Source organism: Pseudomonas sp. TCU-HL1 (assembly GCF_001708505.1).
Lineage (GTDB): Bacteria > Pseudomonadota > Gammaproteobacteria > Pseudomonadales > Pseudomonadaceae > Metapseudomonas.
On sequence record NZ_CP015992.1, the window covers coordinates 5,373,760 to 5,391,627 of the forward strand.

General features: G+C 62.6%; 16 protein-coding genes and 1 pseudogene. 5 read left to right on the forward strand and 12 right to left on the reverse strand.

What is annotated here, in order from left to right:
- Positions 1-342: 342 nt before the first annotated feature.
- From THL1_RS29290 to THL1_RS24710, 4 genes and pseudogenes are all read right to left on the reverse strand, one after another.
- Positions 343-1,259 (reverse strand): annotated as a pseudogene (locus tag THL1_RS29290) (DMT family transporter).
- On the reverse strand, positions 1,249-2,223 hold the full coding sequence (gntB, locus tag THL1_RS29295; RefSeq protein ID WP_083246004.1) for a guanitoxin biosynthesis L-arginine gamma (S) hydroxylase: 975 nt from the start codon (positions 2,221-2,223) through the stop codon (positions 1,249-1,251). Before gntB ends, THL1_RS29290 begins: the two are co-directional and overlap by 11 nt.
- 806 nt (positions 2,224-3,029) lie before the next feature.
- Complete coding sequence (locus THL1_RS24705; protein WP_069085702.1) at positions 3,030-4,439, reverse strand: sigma-54-dependent transcriptional regulator; 1,410 nt, start codon at positions 4,437-4,439, stop codon at positions 3,030-3,032.
- Positions 4,439-5,896, reverse strand: a complete 1,458-nt coding sequence (locus tag THL1_RS24710; protein WP_069085703.1) for a sensor histidine kinase — start codon at positions 5,894-5,896, stop codon at positions 4,439-4,441. The genes THL1_RS24705 and THL1_RS24710 overlap by 1 nt, the downstream gene beginning before the upstream one ends.
- A 372-nt stretch (positions 5,897-6,268) precedes the next feature.
- Here THL1_RS24710 and THL1_RS24715 point away from each other — a divergent pair, with 372 nt between their 5' ends.
- The 5 genes from THL1_RS24715 to THL1_RS24735 are packed head-to-tail and all read left to right on the forward strand — an operon-like array spanning position 6,269 to position 12,172.
- Complete coding sequence (locus THL1_RS24715; protein ID WP_069085704.1) at positions 6,269-7,630, forward strand: hypothetical protein; 1,362 nt, start codon at positions 6,269-6,271, stop codon at positions 7,628-7,630.
- Positions 7,631-7,669: 39 nt separating this feature from the next.
- The gene (locus THL1_RS24720; protein ID WP_069085705.1) at positions 7,670-9,913 is read left to right on the forward strand and encodes an Ig-like domain-containing protein; all 2,244 of its coding nucleotides are present in this window, start codon (positions 7,670-7,672) and stop codon (positions 9,911-9,913) included.
- Positions 9,914-9,922: 9 nt separating this feature from the next.
- On the forward strand, positions 9,923-10,393 hold the full coding sequence (locus tag THL1_RS24725) for a curlin (RefSeq protein ID WP_069085706.1): 471 nt from the start codon (positions 9,923-9,925) through the stop codon (positions 10,391-10,393).
- Positions 10,394-10,451: 58 nt separating this feature from the next.
- Positions 10,452-11,831 (forward strand): curlin, encoded by a 1,380-nt coding sequence (locus THL1_RS24730; RefSeq protein ID WP_069085707.1) that lies wholly within the window; start codon positions 10,452-10,454, stop codon positions 11,829-11,831.
- Between the two features lie 44 nt (positions 11,832-11,875).
- Positions 11,876-12,172, forward strand: coding sequence for a hypothetical protein (locus THL1_RS24735; protein ID WP_069085708.1), 297 nt, complete (start codon positions 11,876-11,878; stop codon positions 12,170-12,172).
- Between the two features lie 390 nt (positions 12,173-12,562).
- Here the strand turns inward: THL1_RS24735 and THL1_RS24740 are convergent, their stop codons facing one another.
- Genes THL1_RS24740 through THL1_RS24775 form a run of 8 tightly spaced genes read right to left on the reverse strand, consistent with a single transcriptional unit; the run spans position 12,563 to position 17,866 of the window.
- The gene (locus THL1_RS24740; RefSeq protein ID WP_069085709.1) at positions 12,563-13,411 is read right to left on the reverse strand and encodes a CsgG/HfaB family protein; all 849 of its coding nucleotides are present in this window, start codon (positions 13,409-13,411) and stop codon (positions 12,563-12,565) included.
- Positions 13,412-13,438: 27 nt separating this feature from the next.
- Positions 13,439-13,843 (reverse strand): curli assembly protein CsgF, encoded by a 405-nt coding sequence (locus THL1_RS24745; RefSeq protein WP_069085710.1) that lies wholly within the window; start codon positions 13,841-13,843, stop codon positions 13,439-13,441.
- The gene (gene csgE, locus THL1_RS24750; RefSeq protein WP_069085711.1) at positions 13,840-14,232 is read right to left on the reverse strand and encodes a curli production assembly/transport protein CsgE; all 393 of its coding nucleotides are present in this window, start codon (positions 14,230-14,232) and stop codon (positions 13,840-13,842) included. The genes THL1_RS24745 and csgE overlap by 4 nt, the downstream gene beginning before the upstream one ends.
- A complete protein-coding gene (locus THL1_RS24755; protein WP_083246005.1) occupies positions 14,229-14,717 on the reverse strand; it encodes a type II secretion system protein in 489 nt (162 codons plus the stop codon). The genes csgE and THL1_RS24755 overlap by 4 nt, the downstream gene beginning before the upstream one ends.
- Complete coding sequence (locus THL1_RS24760; protein ID WP_069085713.1) at positions 14,704-15,078, reverse strand: type II secretion system protein; 375 nt, start codon at positions 15,076-15,078, stop codon at positions 14,704-14,706. Before THL1_RS24760 ends, THL1_RS24755 begins: the two co-directional genes overlap by 14 nt.
- Positions 15,079-15,080: 2 nt before the next feature.
- Positions 15,081-15,551 carry a type II secretion system protein gene (locus THL1_RS24765; RefSeq protein WP_069085714.1) on the reverse strand — a complete coding sequence of 157 codons (471 nt, stop codon included), beginning with the start codon at positions 15,549-15,551 and terminating at the stop codon, positions 15,081-15,083.
- Between the two features lie 3 nt (positions 15,552-15,554).
- Entirely contained in the window at positions 15,555-17,375 is a 1,821-nt protein-coding gene (locus THL1_RS24770; RefSeq protein ID WP_069085715.1) for a secretin N-terminal domain-containing protein, read from the reverse strand.
- Entirely contained in the window at positions 17,372-17,866 is a 495-nt protein-coding gene (locus THL1_RS24775) for a secretion system X translation initiation factor (protein ID WP_069085716.1), read from the reverse strand. Before THL1_RS24775 ends, THL1_RS24770 begins: the two co-directional genes overlap by 4 nt.
- Positions 17,867-17,868: the final 2 nt, after the last annotated feature.

The window sequence follows — 17,868 nt, forward strand, 5'->3', positions numbered from 1 at the left end:
GAAAGGGTCCTTATCCCTTTGAGTCGGCCGCGCACTGCCGTGTTCAAGGCCATCTGTCGCCCAGACCGGCACCCGCCTTATCGGTGGTGCCGCATCCTGTGGGGGCGGATTCATTCGCGATGGGCCGCGCAGCGCCATCCCCCCAAACAAAGGCGCCAGCCTCTTGCGAGGCTGGCGCCTGAAATAAGCCTGTGGTTATTTACGGCTCTCTCGTTATATCAACCCCTACCGCAACAACGAAAAATCCGTAGCACAACTGTCACCCTGACAATTTTTCCATATCAACTGGAATTTCTTTACCCACTATGAAGTCCTGAAAAAGATATACTAGGGCGACACACATCACTTAACAAGATTGCGTCCCACTTTAGAACCTAGTGATCTTTTAATCTTTATCAACCCATTAGAAACACACAACCCCAAAATTATAAAAGCACCACCAACGAGCAAGTTATTACTTGGACTTTCCCCGATCACCACGAACGCCAACAACCCTGCAAATATAGGCTCGGTTAGTTCAGTTGCTTGCACCTGCGGTGGACTTAGGCAGTCTATGGCCTTAGTAGTACAATAAAACCCTAATATAGTAGGCAAAACAGCCAAACCTAATAGGGAAAATGCGGCCAAGGGTGTGATCTCTCCAAAAACAAACCCATCTGCACTAGCAGGAACCAGCAAACAAATTGAACCGTACAATAGTAGTTGCCTTGTGAAGATCAGACCGCCATTCAGCTTCATTTTCTTCATCACCACCGAAAATGCGCCATAACCGGAACCGGCTATAGCGGCTAAGCCTCCCCCTGTCAGAGTTAACCTATCACCTAGACTATTGCCAAACACCAGAACAACTCCAAAAATAGCAATAGCAGCACCAAGAGTGGAGTTGATCGTAATTGGCTCCTTTAACAGAGCCCTACTGATAATAATTGAGGAAACACTAGCGGACGCCATCAAAATAACAACCACTGTCGCCGCCGATACGGCGCCATATGCAGATGTTTCAAAATAAAACAAGACAAATATCCCCAGAAAAGCACAGAGAGCGGCCTGATAGGCTCTGACTTGAGAAACCCCCGACTTCAAGAAAGGCGTAAGTAAGCACAAAATAAAAAACCAAGCAATGTCTTAAGGAAGGCTATGCTACTTGCCACAAACCCAGACATCATTAAAGTTTTGCTTAAAATTCCTATAGTGGCATTTAAAGCAGCGGCGCATAAGGCAAAAAATATTCCTTTAGCCATTATTTTACTAGCTTGCATATTCTTGATAGTCCGTATTGTTTTGGTGATTTTTGATGATCACACCCCACATAGAAGGGGCGAAATTTGAAGATATGAATATACCTCCAAAACTTGCATTAGCGGCCGCGTAATTTCTGTCCTTCAGTAGAACTTGGCGTGCCCTTTTAAGATTCCAATATGGCACCGCTGGAAATAAGTGATGTATCAGATGAAAATTTTCACCATGCATCCCAGTGAAAAAGCTCTCGACAGGATGGCTGAATCTGTTGCGAGTAGCACATAGGTCTGTCTTTGCAGTAGCGATCATAGGGTAGTGCTCTGCCAACTCTATAAACCAAGTTAAAGCCTGGAAAGTTGTGAGATAGGGAATCATCCAGAACAAGAAATAGCCTTCAACACCAACACTAAAATAAAAAACCAGAAACAAACATACTTGCGATAAAACGACCCCAACAAGCTCTTTTGGATTTTTAGCACGCAAAAACCTGTTATTTATAAGATACTTGAGGCTTTTGAATACATTCAAAAACAGTGCCGGCTTGACTAGATGCTTATAAATGAAACCAGCCCTAGTTTCTACTTCAAAAACCCCAGAGTCTTGGTAATATTTGAAATCGGGATCTTTTCCAGAATCACCAAGCTTGTGATGATGATCAAGGGTATGCGATTTTTTATAGCTCCCCCATGTTTGAAAAATCAGGTACCCAGAAAAAAACGTACCTAGAACTAACTCTAACTTTTTGTTTTTGGCTAGGATGCCATGAGATGCTTCGTGCAAAACAGTCGCCAACGCTCTCTGTCGCGACCCAATAACCAACAGCGATATCGGATAACATAACGCGACAAACTGAACGGCCAAGATCGCCAGAATAATCCAGCTGAAAGTCTTAAAAACAGCAAGAGGACCATGGTAATTATCATATTCATATAGAGCTTTAATTTGATTCTTTATTTCTCGTGAAAACCTATATTTTTCAATCATTGTCAATTCCTTTGAGAGGCACAATCCAAGCGAACTAACATAACAGACTTACCTAAGATAAAGTCTCGCCCCTAGCGCTTTTAGCTTGCCACACGCCAACTTAAAATCTGACAAGACAAACATTCACGACCAATGCTTTCCATTTACCCCCTCTTCCAGTAGATTTTTCCTAAGTTCTGCTCCAGCACCTAGCTCCACCCAGATCAAGAAACATTCATTTTCTGCCCAGTTCTATTTTTAATTGGCAGGTCTGGTTAAAAGTTTCACGCCCCTCGAACGAGAGCACCTACAGGTTGCACTCGACGTCCTAAATGCTCAGCCTGGAGTGGAACTTGTAGACGGGGTTGTACATGGGGCAACTCCACTGACTGTGGAGAAGAGAGCCTAGAAATTACGCTCGAGGTCTGTCGATGAGATATATCTGAAAGTTTTGTGTGAAGTGTCGCCTCTGTTTCTAGTGAGGTGCGGCGAGCAACGACAGTAAAGATCCACGTTCGTAGAGCGTGGATCTTGTTTTTGGCCCCCTATAAGGGGGCATCTTGGATCTGACTGGCAAATCGAGGAAGGTCGGCCCAAGGGCCAATCAGCCATTGAAATCGCACACACACAAATAAAGGCGCCAGTCCCGTGCGGAACTGACGCCTGGAATAAGAAAGCGGGGCCGGTGTGAGGGCACCGGCCCCGGTGGACGATGCAGCGATGCGAGCAGGATCGCAGCCCGGCCAGAAGGATCTCCTCCTCCCGTATGGGCGAGAGGGAGTGCTAGGGAACTGTGGCGCCCGCAGGCGCCGGATCCTGGTGGCGGATCAGTGACGACGATCCGGCCGGACCAGGCCCAGTTTTTCGATTCGGTAGCGCAGCATGTCCCGCGTCAGGCCCAGCAGGCGGGCGGACTTGGTGACGTTCCAGTCGGTCTTGTCGAGCATCTTGATGACCATGTCCCGCTCGGCCTCGGGCTCACCGGCGTTGTCATTGCCATTGCCATTGGCATGGGTGCGGTAGTGGCCGGTGGCGTCTTCCACCAGGCTCGGGCAGATGTGCAGCTGGGCGGCGGTCACCAGGCTGTTCTGGGCCAGCAGCACGGTCTGCTCCAGCATATTGCGCAGCTCGCGCACGTTGCCCGGCCAGCTGTAGCTCTGCAGCAGGTGTTCGGCTTCGGCGGAGAACTGCAGCCCCGTCTTGCCGTAACGCTTGCCGTGCTGTTTGAGAAAGTGCCGGGCGAGCAGCAGGACGTCGTCGCCACGGGCGTACAGGCGCGGCACGCAAATGGAGATGATGCGCAAGCGGAAGAACAGGTCCCGGCGGAACTTGCCCTGCTGCACCATCTGTTCGAGGTTGCAGTTGGTGGCGCTGATGATGCGCAGGTTGACCTTGCGCTCCTTCACCGAGCCGATACGGCGAATGGTGCGGTCTTCCAGCAGCTTGAGCAGCTTGGCCTGCAACGCCAGGTCCATCTCGCCCACTTCGTCGAGGAACAGGGTGCCGCCATCGGCCGCTTCCACCAGACCCAGGCGACGGTCCTTGGCATCGGTGAAGGCGCCCTTCTCGTGGCCGAAGAGTTCGGCCTCCAGCAGGTGTGCGGGAATCGACGCGCAGTTGAATTCGACAAAGGGCCCACGGCACCGCGCGCCATCGAAGTGAAGGGCGCGGGCGATGAGTTCCTTGCCGGTGCCGGTTTCGCCCTCCACCAGCACGGCAGGCAGTTCGGCATTGGCCATGCGGCTTTCGGCATCCAGCAACTGGCGCACCATGGATTTGACTTCGAGCATGGCCGTCGACTCGCCGATCAGCGCCGCCAGCCCGGCATCCTGCGCCGCGCGGGTCTGGTAGAAGTCCAGCTTGTGCTCCAGGCGCTGGGCCTCCAGAGCCTTGTCCAGCAGCAGCTTGAGCTCGGCCAGGGCAACCGGCTTGGTCAGGTAGTGGAAGGCGCCCGCCTTCATCGCCTGCACCGCGTCTTCGATGTTGCCGTAGCCGGTCATCATGATCGGCTTGATCTGCGGCGCGCGGGCGCTGACCTGGCGGATCAGCTCATGGCCACTCATGCCGGGCAGGGAGTTGTCGGTGAGCAGCACGTCGGGCACCTGCTGCTCCAGCAGTTCCAGGGCCTCTTCCGCCGAGTGGCACACCATGGCCTCGATGTTCTTGCGCACGAGGTAGGTCTGGATGTTGCCGGCCAGCAACTCGTCGTCTTCGACGATCAGGACGCTATGTTCCATCAGCCTCGCCCTCCCGCGACCTTGAAGTTCAGGCAGATGCGCGTGCCTTCGCGCTCGCGGCTGGTCAGGCTGACCTTGCCGCCGAAGCGCTCCATGATCCGCTTGACCATGACCAGGCCCACGCCCAGCCCACCCTGCTTGGTGGTGTAGTAGGGCTTGAACGCCATGGTTTCCTGCTTGCGCGACATGCCCTGGCCGGTATCGGTAATGGCCAGCAGCAGGCGCCTGCCACTGCTGTCCGGACGCAGTTCGACGCGCAGCAAGCCACCACCGGGCATGGCTTCGATGGCATTGGCGAACAGGCTGTTGAGCACCTGGGCCAGCAGCACCCGATGGCTGACCACCGCCGGTGCGGCTTCGGCCTGGAATTCCACGCGTATGCCGGAATGGCGGATCTGCTGTTCGAAGCCGCGCAGCGTCTCGTTGATCACCGCCACCGGCTCCACCACTTCGGAATCACCGGACAGCGGGCGGGCCGAAATGAGCAGCTCACGTACCCACTTCGACATGCGGTCGACCTGGCTGATGATGTCGTCGACGTTCTTGCGCACCGGGGGCTCCACCAGCTCCCGGGCCAGCTCGGCACTGGAACGGATCGCGGCCAGCGGGTTGCGCAGGCTGTGGGCCACCGCCGAGGACATTTCCCCCAGGGCGACGAAGGTTTCGTTGGCGATCAGCAGGTTCTGCTGCTTGGCCAGCAGTCCCGAGGCGCGCCGCACGATCCAGTACAGGCCGAAGTAGATCACCCCGCCGCCTAACGCCGTGGCCAGCCAGATCAACACGAAGCCGCGCTGGATGCGCTGCACCAGGTCGCGGGGCTCCTTGTAGATTTCCACCACCGAGGCGACGTTGCCGTTGTCGTCCAGCAGCGGGATGTAGTTCTCGATGAACAGGGTGCGTGGCGCGCGGAGGAACTTCTGCTCGCTGCGCCCGCCGGTCACTTCGTCATAGCTGGACGCCACCTGCCGGGGCGAGGAGAAGGCCGTCTCCAGGTCGTCGTTGCCCGTCATGTCCTTGCCCACCAGCGCCGGGTTGGTGGACCAGACGATGACCCGGTCGGCGCCGTAGATATTGGCCAGCAGGGCATCGGGCAGCATGGTGAGGTGGTCGAGGAATTCGTTGCGTGCCCGCTGCCGCGCTTCCAGCATACTTTGCGGGTGGTGGCCATCCTGGCGGGCATCGAGCAGCTCGCCCATGGTCATGCTCGCCGGCAGCGCCACATGACGAGTCTCGGCCTGGGCGATGGACTGGATGAATTGCGAGCTGAGCATGGCATCACGCTCGATGCTCTCGGTCACCACGAAGCGCGTGGAGATAATCCCGAGACCGATGGCCACGCTGGCGATCACCACCAGGCTGACCAGAGAGAACCAACGCAACAGGTTGAACTGTGAGGGCGGTGAGTCGCCGGTCTTGCCGGTGGTGTACTTATCCCAGATCACAGACAGAGCGCTCATGGAAGCTTTCCTATGCGTTGCGTGATGGGTTGGACCCGTCGTGCCAACCGGGCAGCCTGGACGTCAGTACCTCTGCATAAAACAGGCCTGTTTCCCTGAATGGCCTGAAAGGCCCTGGCTACATGGCCTCTCCCAGATTCCCCAACCGTTCCCCAGCGTCCCCGCTCCCCCCAAATTCACCCAGTTATGGGGGACTCCCCCACCTTCCCGGCCGGGTTCGCGGATTTTTTCGCCAGCCACGCAAGCGTTGCACCACGCGGCTTCCAAGCATGATTTCGAAACACTGGCACGGTCGTTGCGAAGGGCCGGTCAGCCAGCCTGTGGCGCAGAACATCCGCAGGGAGGGCCCCAACATTGCAAGAGGGAATGCTCATGCAACGCACAATCGCCAAGGCCACCACGTCGTTCTTCTTCGTCGTCGCAGCCGAACAAGTACCCGCCGCCCTGTACGCCGTTGACCCCGGTCCCTACAACCCCGATATCGGCTCGTTTGCAGCCTGGTACCAGGACACCCATGGCCGCACCCTCGACCTGTGCCTGTCCAAGGCCCAGAGCACTCGAGTACCGGGCGCGCCGGGTGCCCCCAGCTACATGTGCTCGCTGCTGCCGGAACCGGGCGTGTACGACGACGCGCAGCCGCTGGTGTTCCCCACCAACTTCCCGCCGGAGGCCTTCTGGTTCACCGCTGACGCCGCCATCACCGATGCGACCAGTGGCATCGACCTGTCCTACGGCGCCGCCATCGAAGCCGCCTTCGCCGTTGAAGAACCCGCCGAAGGCGACCAGATCAGCTTCGCCCGTATCCGCATCCGGGTGGATGTCCCCACCATCGGCACCTACACCGTCACCCACCCCTATGGCGTGGAGGTTTTCGAAGTCACTGCGGACGACTTCGGCACCGACGGCGGCGGCGCGATCAACATGACCCGCGACATCGGCATCGGAGCGCCCAAGACCTACACCGGCGCCCTGGGCGGCGACATCGGCCCGTTCCTGCGCAGCGTCAACGGCCCGTACCTGGAAGTGAACCCGGAAACTTCGGCGACGGAGCGCTTCATCGGCGACCCCAACCTGGCAGAAGCGGTGACCGGCAGCCCCTTCAACACCAACTACCTGCGCATCCAGGGCCCAGACGGCATCGACCTGCGCACCAACCTGTTCACCGTATCCGGCAAGTTGTCCGACGTGGTCCGCCCGACTCCGGTGATCGTGCAACGCTCCACCTACTCGCGCAGTGCCGGCGAAGCAGGGGCCAGCGCCCAGCAGGACGTCTTCGTCATGGCCCCGCCGCCCTCCGGCACCGCCAGTTATGAAGACAGTGCCGACGCCGCCGTGGCCATGACCGAAGCGAACGCCACCGGCAACTGGTACGGCCAGTCGGCCAGCAACCCCACGCTGCCGGCCAGCGTTTCGATCACCGCTGATAACAGCGTGGCCATTCCGGAAAGCACTCCCACCACGCTGGCTGCCCCGCTGGTGGACCTGGTGCAGATCCAGCGCGCCGAGTACAGCCTGTCCTCCGGCCAGCTCACCGTGGTCGCCAGCAGCAGCGACGAAACCTCGCCGCCGGCGCTCACCGCCACCGCCAGCAGCGGCGCCGCCATCGGTGCGCTCAGTGGCGACGGCGCGATCAAGTCGCTCACCACCGGCATCACGCCAACCCCGCCGGCGAAGGTGACCGTCACCTCGGGCGGTGGCGGCAGTGATACCGAAGAAGTGGTCATTCTTCCCTAAGCGAACCCAGAGCCGAGCGCTCAAGCGCCAGGAGGCAACATGAACAAGTGGCCCTGCCTGCTTCTCACCACCCTGGGTCTCGCCGTCGAGGGTATCGATGCGGCCGAGGCCGCCCTCAAGGCGGTCGACGCCGGTCCCTACACGGCCTCCACAGGCCAATTCCCCCACTGGTACCAGGACAACGACGACCTCAGCCTGGAGCTTTGCCAGTCCAAGGCCCAGAGCCCCCTCGTGCCGGGCTCGTACATGTGCACCCTGATCCTGGAGCCGGGCGTGTTCGACGACGCCCAGCCGATGGTCTTCCCCAACAACTGGCCCAGCGAACTCTTCTGGTTCATGGCCGAAGCCAATATTCCAGCAGTGGGCAACAGCACCTATGGGCTGGAGGTGTACACCGCTGCCATTGAGGCTGCGTTCGCCCTGGAACTGCCCCGTGCCGGCGACCAGCAGAGCTTCGCGCGCATCCGGATTCGCGCCAACGTCCCGCAGCCGGGCACCTACACGGTCACCCACCCCTACGGCGTGGAAACCTTCGAGGTGACGGCTGCCCAGGCCGCCGACGGCGGTGGCCGCCGCGCCATCAACATGACCCGCGACATCGGCATCGGCGCGCAGGGGGTCTTCAACGGCGCCCTCACCGGCGACGTTGGTCCGTTCCTGAAGGGCCCCGGTGCGCCCTACCCGGCCACCAACCCGGAAACGGGTGAAGAGGAGCTGTTCATCGGCGACCCCAATATCCCCTCGACGGTGACCGGCAGCCCCTTGGGCACTAACTACGTCGAGATTTCCGGCCCGGCGGGGACCATCCGCACCGAGCTGTTCTCGGTCTCCGGCAAGATCTTCGACTCCCGCAGCGCCACCCCGGTGGACATCGAACGGGCCAGCTACCGCCGCACCAGCCAGGGCACGCGCCTGGAAGTGTTCGCCAATGGCCCGGCGAACGCCGAGTTCTGCTACCGGGAAACCCTGGAGCTGGTAGAAGGCGGAACCCCGCCGGCCTGCCTGGCGGAGATGGTCAACGACGGCTCCGGTTACTTCTTCGCCCAGAACCCGGCTCCGGCCGTGCTGCCGCCCTTCGTGGTGGTCACGGGCACCGACCCATCGGGTCTCACCAAGCCCACGTCGACCTCCCGCGAAGTCACGGACGTGGTGAAGATCACCAGCGCCCGCTACGCCTGGGCCGATCGCTCGCTGACCATCGAGGCCAGCTCCAGCGATGAGGTGCAGATCCCCGATCTTGCCGCCCAGGGCTTTGGCCGCATGACCAAGGCCGGCCCCCTGCAGATCCTGCGGGTCACCGACCTGGCGCAGCCGCCGGCCGTGGTCACAGTGAAATCCGCCGCAGGCGGTGCCGACACCGAGGCCGTCGCGGTGGTCGGCAGCGCACCGGAAGAAGTACCCAACCAGGCACCGGTGGCCAGCGAGGACAGCGCCAGCACCAGCTTTGGCGTGCCGGTGACCATCAGCGTGCTGACCAACGACAGTGACGCGGACGGCGAGCGTGACCTGCCGCTCACCATCACCGGGCTCACCCAGCCCGACGCCGGACTCGGCAGCGTGACCCTGAACGGCAGCACCACGGTGGTCTACACCCCGCCGCCGGTGGTCAACAGCCCGCTCACCGCCACCTTCACCTACCGCGCCCTGGACGTTCGCGGCGAGGCATCGGCGCCGGCCACGGTCACCGTCAGCGTCAGCCCCAACCAGCCGCCGGTCGGGATCGCCGATAACGGCGCCACCCTGGGCGTACCGCTGACCCTGAACGTGCTGGCCAACGACAGTGATCCGGAAGGCAACGTGCCGCTGACCGTGGTCAACCTGACCCAGCCGGCCACTGGCCAGGGCAGCGCGAGCACCGATGGCACCACCATCACCTACACGCCGCCAGCCTCGGTCACCGCCACCTTCACCGCCATCTTCGCCTACCAGGCGCGGGACGCCTTCGGCGCCCTCTCCGCCCCGGTCGAGGTGAGGGTGACAGTGTCACCACCGCCGGCCACTGCCGAGAACCTGACGGTGGGCACCGCCGAGTTCACCCTCCGTTCCGGCAACCGTGTGACCTGGAGCCTGGACGGCCAAAGCTCGGTGACCACCGGCAACAGCGTCCGGGTCCGGGTGACCACCACCAACGGCCCGCAGGACCTGGGCACCGTGGTGGTGCCGCTGAGCGGGCGCTGGCGGCTGTCGGTGACCACCACCAACGTGGTCCCGAGTGCTAACCCGACGGCGACCATCACCTCGTCCCAGGGCACGGTGCGTACCGTCCCCCTGGTCACCCGCTAGGAGCCGGCCATGAATACCGCCACCGTGCTGCGCATCACCACCCTGCTCGCCTTCGGGCTGGGCAGCGGTGCGCTGCCGGCGGCGGACCTGATGGAGAACTTCGACCTGGCCGGCGGCAATGCCGACCTCGCCAGCCCACAAAGCGTGTCCCTGGACCAACAGGCCCTGATACGCCAGGTGGGTGAAGCGAACGTCGCGCTGCTGAGCCAAAGCGGCCAGTCGTTGCTGGGGCAGATCGTGCAGAACGGCAGCGACCAGGAGGCCTACATCCTCCAGGAGGGCGTGGCGAACCTGGCTTCCATCACTCAACAAGGCGTGGGCAACCAGGCCTACATCTCTCAGAGCGGCGCCTACAACCAGGCCCAGATCGACCAGGTTGGCGCCTACAACAGCGCATCCATCGCTCAGTCCGGGGAGGGACTGAACAGCAGCATTACCCAACATGGCAACGGCCTGAGCGTGCAGGTGATCCAGCACTGAAGGCGACGAACTCAAGACCCGAACGATTCGCAGGGAATCACTCCCAGGAGGCAATACCATGTTCCAGTACAAACCCCTTGCTGCCGCTATCCTGACCCTGGTCAGCATCCAGGCTCTCGCCGACGACAGCACTTCGACCCAGCTCCAGAGCGGCATCGAGAACGTCGCCGAGGTACTGCAGACCACTGCAGGCTTCAGCACCGCGACCCAGGACCAGACCGGCGACGACAACGATGCGTTCGCCGACCAGCAGGACGGAGTCGGCACCGTCACCCAGACCCAGAATGGCGAGTACAACGCCTCCACCGGCATCCAGGGCACGGAAACCGAAAGCCAGGTCACCCACAACCAGACCGGTGAGTGGAACGGCGCCCACAGCGAACAGTGGTTCAACCAGAACAGCCATGCCAACGTCACCCAGAACGGTAACGACAACCGCGCGTTCAGCATCCAGGACACCCAGACCGCCAGCACCGTCAACATCACCCAGGCGGACTCGGAGAACATCGCCGATGCCGAGCAGCTCTTCGGCACCGGCAACACCACCACCATCGACCAAAGCGGCACCCTGAATGAGGCTGGCACCTGGCAGGTGGACCAGACCGGCAGCACCATCAGCATCCTGCAATCGGGCGGGGCCAATATCGCCTACGTCGACCAGAGCCAAGGCACCGGCAACCAGGTGGAGGTGTTCCAGAGCGGCGAAACCGGCTACATCGAGGTCTGGCAGACCGAGCAGGAAAGCAGCCGGGCCAACGTCGACCAGGGCGGCGGCGAACTCAACGAACTGGTCGTCGACCAGAGCTTCGGCTCGGGCAATGAGGCCAGCGTGACCCAGATCGGCAACACCAACGCCGCATGGGCGGACCAGTACGAAACCACCGACTCGACCACAGCCGTCACCCAGGCCGGCGACAGCAACCTCGCCCTGACCTACCAGGAAGGTGAAAACCTGAGCCTCACCGTCAACCAGACCGGCAACGACAACAACGTCTATGCCAGCAACTGGCAGGGTGCGCAGGAGGGTGGCCAGTTCGGCAACGACCAGGTCGTGGAACTGAGCCAGAACGGCAACGGCAACACCGCCAACTTCACCCAGGAGGGCAACTTCAACGAGCTGTACTTCGACCAGGAAGGCGACGGCAACACCCTGGTGGTCGCCCAGCGTGACGGCGGCAACCTCGCTGAGGGCTACAGCGAAGGCACCGGCAACAGCGTCGAGATCGACCAGTCCGGCAGCGGCAACCTGAGCCAGACCTACCAGAGCGCTGGCGGCGGCAACTCGGCCACCATCATCCAGGCCGACATGAACAACCTCTCCGTCGTCAGCCAGGCGGGCTGGAGCAACCAGGCCACGGTCACCCAGAGCAATTTCCGCATGACCGCCACCGTCGACCAGAACGGCACCGGCAACACCGCCACCGTCGTCCAGCAGTAATCCCCCCGAAGCCGCCGCCCACTGTGGGCGGCGGCTTTTTTCCCATGCTCCTCGCCGCCCTGCTGGCCAGCGCCAGCCTCCAGCTCACCCCCCAGGCCCCCGGCCTGGCCGAACTGCGCCTGTGCTTCGACCCGCCCACGCCCGCCATCCGCTACGAACTCCTGGTCATCGCCCAGGGCCCCGCCGGCCGCAGCCAGTCACGCCAGCGCGGAATGGCCGATGAGATATGCCCGGTGCGCAATAGCCTGCACATGCCCGCCTCCACCCGAGTGGAAGCCCACCTGCGCTGGTGGGTGGATGAGGTGGAGCAGGAGCCAGTGGTGACCGCGATCTCCATGTAGGGAGAGGACCACGCTTTTCTGTCCACCAGCCGGACTCCGGCAATGCACCGATGGTGGATAAAAAGAGCGTTATTCACCCTACGCACTGAACGTGCCTGGCCGGGGCTAACCCTGTGGGAGCGAATTCATTCGCGATGGGCCGCGCAGCGGCCCCGTAGGTTGGCGCAGAGCGAAGCGAAGCCCAACATGCCCATGTCTCGCCCCTGCACGTTGGGCTGCGCACCCTCAGTTTGTAGCGTGGGCTTTCAGCCCACCAGTGGAAGTCAGCACGGGCTGAATGATGGGTATCGCTTCGCTCCACGCCATCCTACGAGTCCGGCAGCCGCATGGTGGGAGCGAATTTATTCGAGAAAGGGCCGCGCAGCGGCCCCGTATGGCGGCGCTGTCGATCTACTGGATCGAAGCCTGCGCCCCGCCCAGGTATTTCTTCAGCGAGGTCTGCTCCAGCGGCTTTTCCCCTGCGGCCGACCACAGCCGGCGTTCCACGCCCTGGGCAATGAGGTGGGCCACGGCGGATTCGATGGCCGACAGCACGCACAGCTGCGCCGGTTCGTTGGTGGTGTAACCGGCCTCAGCCTCCAGCAGTTCCTTGAACTCGATGAACTTGAACACGCTGGCGCTCTGGCCCACCGAGTAGATGGTCTTGGTGGTCATCACGTTGGCCAGCACCATGCCGCTGCGCACGTCCACCGCGCGCAGGTTCACCGAGACCTGGTCGACGCGGTACTCGTGGGACGCACCGATACCCAGGTAGCGCGCGCCTTCGCCACCGCTGCGGACGTTGGTGTCGTAGGCGATGATGCCGCCTTCCAGCAGCAGGTTGGCGGCCTGCAAGGGCGGCAGTTGGGTCTGGATGTTCGCCGGGGTGTTGGGCTTGTTCTGCGACGCGCGGATGATCTTGCGTTCGGTCAGCACGTTCTGCAGGCCTTCACGTTCCAGCACCATGAACCAGCCGCTGGCCTGCAGTGCATCCACCAGCATGCTGGCGGCGCCCTGGGTGACGCTGGTGGAAAAGGAGCTGGCCGGCGTCGGCTTGTACTGGCCGGTCTGGTCGCGGAACCCGTACACCGCGGCCACCAGGCGCCCCTTGGGCCGAGGCAGGTTGATCAGGTCGTAATAGGTCGAGGCGCGCGGCGTCAGGGTTGGGGTCTGGCCCTCGGTGTCGGCCGGCATCGGCTCGCGCAGACCGCAGCCTTGCAAGGTGGCGAGTAGCAGGACCAGCATCAGCACTCTGTTCATGGTCGTGGCTTCCTGTCGATGCCGGAGTTAGGGGAGCAGGCCGTTGACGACCACTTCCGAGACTTCGCCCGTGGCCCGGTCGGTGATGACGATCGACAGCTCGCCACCGTCATCGATCATGTTGATGATGAAAGAGTCGGTGGTGAGGCTGCCGGTGTTGCCGTCCTCGATATTGGTCAGCAGTTGCGAGAGCAGGCGCGACTCCAGTGAGCTGGTGAAGCGCTGCAGGGCCGACTGGCGACTGGCCGCAGAGCTGCTGGCGTCCGGGTCGTCATGGTCGTTCTGTGCCTGGGCGTTGTTCAGCAGCCAGGTGCCATTCAGCGGGTTGCCGCCGAACGACGGGTTGACCGGGGTGTACACCAGCTCGGTGGCCTGGACCGAACCGATCAGGCCGAATCCGAGCAGCAGCAGGGAAAGTCTGTTCTTGTTCATAGTTCATCCCTCTCCAGGTCGTGGGTGTCTTGCAGGAGGCGCTGCAGCTTCTGCTGCGCAATGGCCTCCAACACCAGGTCCGCCGCCGCGTAGGCAGTGGGTTTCAGTTCTGCGGTGTTAGGTGGCAGAAATTGCCGGTAGAGCACGCGCTGTTCGTACTCCACCCAGATCAGGCTGCCCCAGCGGGCATCGGGGCGTTCGCGTACCACCAGGTTGAAGTCCAGCTTGCTGGTGTCGCGCAGGCGCTCGCTGAAGGAGCGGTAGAAGTCGTGGCCGATGTGGGAAATCGTGTAGTCGACGATGAAGCCCATGATCTCGTCTTCGTCGGCGCGCGCCGTACCCAGTGCGCATAGCAGCACCAGGACGGCCAGCAATGGGGTGCGCTTCATGGCGTGGCCCTCGTCGGCGTGCCTTCCATGAAGGCTTTCTCGGCCACGAAGCGCCAATCGGCGTAGCTGCCCAAGCCTTCGAATTCAATCCACTGCGCGGGGAAGTGCGCCTGCTTCAGGGGCCGCTGCCGGGATTGGCTGTAGATGCCGGCGATACGCCCGTCGAAGGAGCGGATCAACCCCCAATCGGCGGTGCCCGTGACCGGGTCGGGGTAGAGCCTTCTCAGGTGGCGCTGGGGTTGGGGGAAGCGGTTGTCTTCCAGCAGGTCCTCCAGCGCCGCCGGGTACTGGGCCACGCCTGGAGAAGCCCGGTAGTAGCTGCGCAGGGCCTGGGCGTACTGGCTGCCGACCCAGAGCAGGTCGCGCTCGCGGGCACGCTGGCTGGCGGTGGACCAGAGCTGCCCCGCGCCGGCCAGCGACATCCCCATCAGCAGGATGAGGAAGAGCGCGCCGAGGTAGGTGAAACCCTGCTCACCAGTCCGCATAGAGACTCCCGTCCCGCGCCCGTCCCGGGGCGCCGCTCTTGACGTCATAAACGCTGCCCGGTGCGCCGTCCGGGGGCGGCAGGAGCACCCACAGGTCCGTGCGCTCGGCGATCGGGTCCAGTGGCAGGGCGCGCAGGTAGCGCTGGGCAACCAGTTCCTCTATCGAATCAGGATAGCGCCCGGTGTCGCCGTAGAACTGGTCGAGGGCCTCGCGCATCACCGCCAGGCTCTGGCGCAGGGTGGTCTCCTTCGAGTTCTCCAGGCTGGAGAAATAGCGCGGCACGGCAATGGTCATCAGGGTGGCGATGATGGCCATGACCACCAGCAGTTCGATGAGGGTGAAGCCCTTTTGCCGTGCCATGTTCACCACTCCCGGTAAGGCGTGCCGTTGAGGCCGTTGCCGGCGGCCAGGGAGTACACGTCGAACACGTCCACACCGGGCCGCGGGTCGTCCGCGGGGCTGGAGTAGGCACGCAGGCCCCAGCTTTCCCGCGGGTCCAGGCGCGCGTCGGCGAAGGGGTCGCGGGGGATGCGCCGCAGGAAGTACAGGCGCTCGCCCTTGATGCTGCGCAGGTCGCGCACACCATCCACCAGGGCCTGCAGCGACGGCGGATAACCGGAGCTGGTCGCGGACTTCTCGATATGCCCGGCATCGGCCGCCAGCTTGTAGGTATCGATGGCATCGCGAATCTGGTGCAGCGCGGTCTTGAGGTCCTGCTCCTTGCCGCGACGGATGACCGTTTCGGCCAACGGCGCGGCGATGCTGGCGAGCAGGCCGATGATGGCCATGGCGATCACCAGTTCGATCAGCGAGAACGCAGCCTGGCGCTTCATGGTTCAGTGTCTCCCGTTGATGGGCGTGGGGTTGACCACCACCGCCGGCGCATCCGGCAGTTCCACGCCCAGCGCCTCCACCGGCCCGCGCACGGTGGGGACACGCATGCTGCTTTCGGTGCCGGACGGGAATTCCATGTCGTAGGGGCTCTGGTACGGCAGGTTGCGCACGATACGCGGGGTGATGGACAGCACCAGCTCGGATTTACCGACCGTGTCCTTGTTGCTGCCGAACAGCCGGCCGAGGCCGGGAATGTCACCCAGGCCCGGGATCTTGTTGCCGGAGTTGGCCTGGTCGTTGCGCACCAGGCCCGCCAGCACCTGGGTTTCGCCGTCACGCAGGCGCAGGGTGGTCTGGGCGTTGCGGGTGTCCACCTGGACCGGAATGGTGCCCTGCTGGGTCGGGGTCAGCGGCGTGGCGTTACTCACCTCCAGGGCGATCTTGATGGCCACCTCGTTGTTCAGGTGCACCGTGGGCTGCACCTCCAGCTTCAGGCCGACATCGAGGTAGGTGATGCTCTCGGTGATCACCGGCCCCTGGGTGGACGGTACCGAGGTGGCGCTGACGATGGGCACCCGCTGGCCGATGTGGATACGCGCCTGCTCGCGGTTGCTGACGCGGATCACCGGGCTGGCCAGGGTGTTCACGTCGTTGTCCTGGGCGTTGATCTTCAACTGCGGCGACGGCGAGATGCTGATGCGCCCGGAATCGATGCCCTTGAGCTGGTCGAGGATGCTCACCGGCTGGCCATCGTCGCTGAGTATCCCGAAGGTGTTCGGCCACTGCAGGCCGAGGTCGAGGATGCGCTGGCGGGCCACTTCCATCACTTCCACTTCCAGCACCACTTCGGGGTTGGACTGGTCCTGGGCCTGGAACAGCTTCTCGGCCATGCGCACCGCGTCCGGGGTGTCGCGCATGGTCAGGGTGTTGAGGCGCTCGTCGATGAACACATCGCGGGTTTTCAGCAGCGTCTTGACCAGGTTCATCGCCGTCGCGGCATCGGTGTTGGTCAGGTAGAAGGTGCGCATCACCAGGTCCTGATAGTCCTTCAGCTTCTGCGGCGAGTCGGGGTAGATGACGATGGTGTTGTCGTTCACCACCCGCTGGTGCAACTGGTTCTGTTGCAGCAGCAGCTCCACCGCATCCTCGATCGGCACCTCGCGCACGAAGATGGTCGCCTTCAGTTGCGGCGGCACGTCCTTGTCGAAGATGAAGTTCAGCCCCGAGGTCTGCGCCAGCACTTCGAAGATGACCTTGAGGTTGGCGTCGCGGAATTCCAGGGTCACCGGCCGGTCCAGCCGCGAACGCAGCTGCGGGTAGGGCACGGCGGCGCGGGCCTGGACGACTTCGATGCTGCGTTGCAGCTCACGCGCGCCTTCGTGTTCCGGGTCCAGGGCGAAGATGCCGCGCGCCTGCCGCGACGCGCCCACCACATCACCCCGGCGCAGGTCGGTCTGGCCCTGGCGCAGCATGTCCTGGATGTTGCGCTGCTGCTCGATCATGTGCAGCCCATCCAGCGCCCGCTGGTTGTGCGGCTCGATGCGCAGCGCGCGCTGGTAGCCGAGGGTCGCGGTGGCGAAATCCCGCTGGCTGCGGGCCAGGTCGGCATTGCTCAGCAGGGCCCTCACGGCCCGCTCACGCTGAGTGGTCAGCGCCATCTGCGCGCCGGCGTCGCGAGGCGCTTCACGGGCAGCCTGTTCCAGCTTGGCCAGGCCTTCCTCGAACTGGCCCGCATCGATCAGGTCCAGCCCTTCTCGCTGGGCCAGGTTGGCGGCGCAGCCTGCCAGCAGCACCAGGACAAAACAGCACGCCAGGCGGTTCATAGTGCGCTCCCTACGGCCAGGGTCTGGGCGATGTCCAGGGGCAGGTAGACCAGGGTCATGCGCTCGGGGTCGATGCGCTTGACCTTGTAGGTCTTGTCGATCAGGTCGCCTTCACGCACCACCAGCACCTGTTCGCCGCGCAGCAGGAACACCTGCAATTGCTGGCGATCATCCAGCTTGCCGATGAACGTGAAGGGCAGCGGCGGCGCCGTGGGCCGGACGGGTGGGGGAGGTGGCGCAGCGGCCATTGCCGGAGGTGGCGGCGGGGCGACGTACCAGCTCTGCGAGGCAAACAGGTCCGCAGCCGGTACCGCGGCCTCGGGCAGCGCCGTCGGCACCGGAGCGGTGTCCGGCGTGGATCGGGCCACCGCCGCCGGCAGCGGACTGCGCGGCATGGCCAGGGGCTCGGCCTGTTCGCCGAAGAATTCGGGGACCACCGCCAGGGTGGCGGCCGCGCCGAGGAATGCCAACCAGAACAGACTGCGTGCCATGG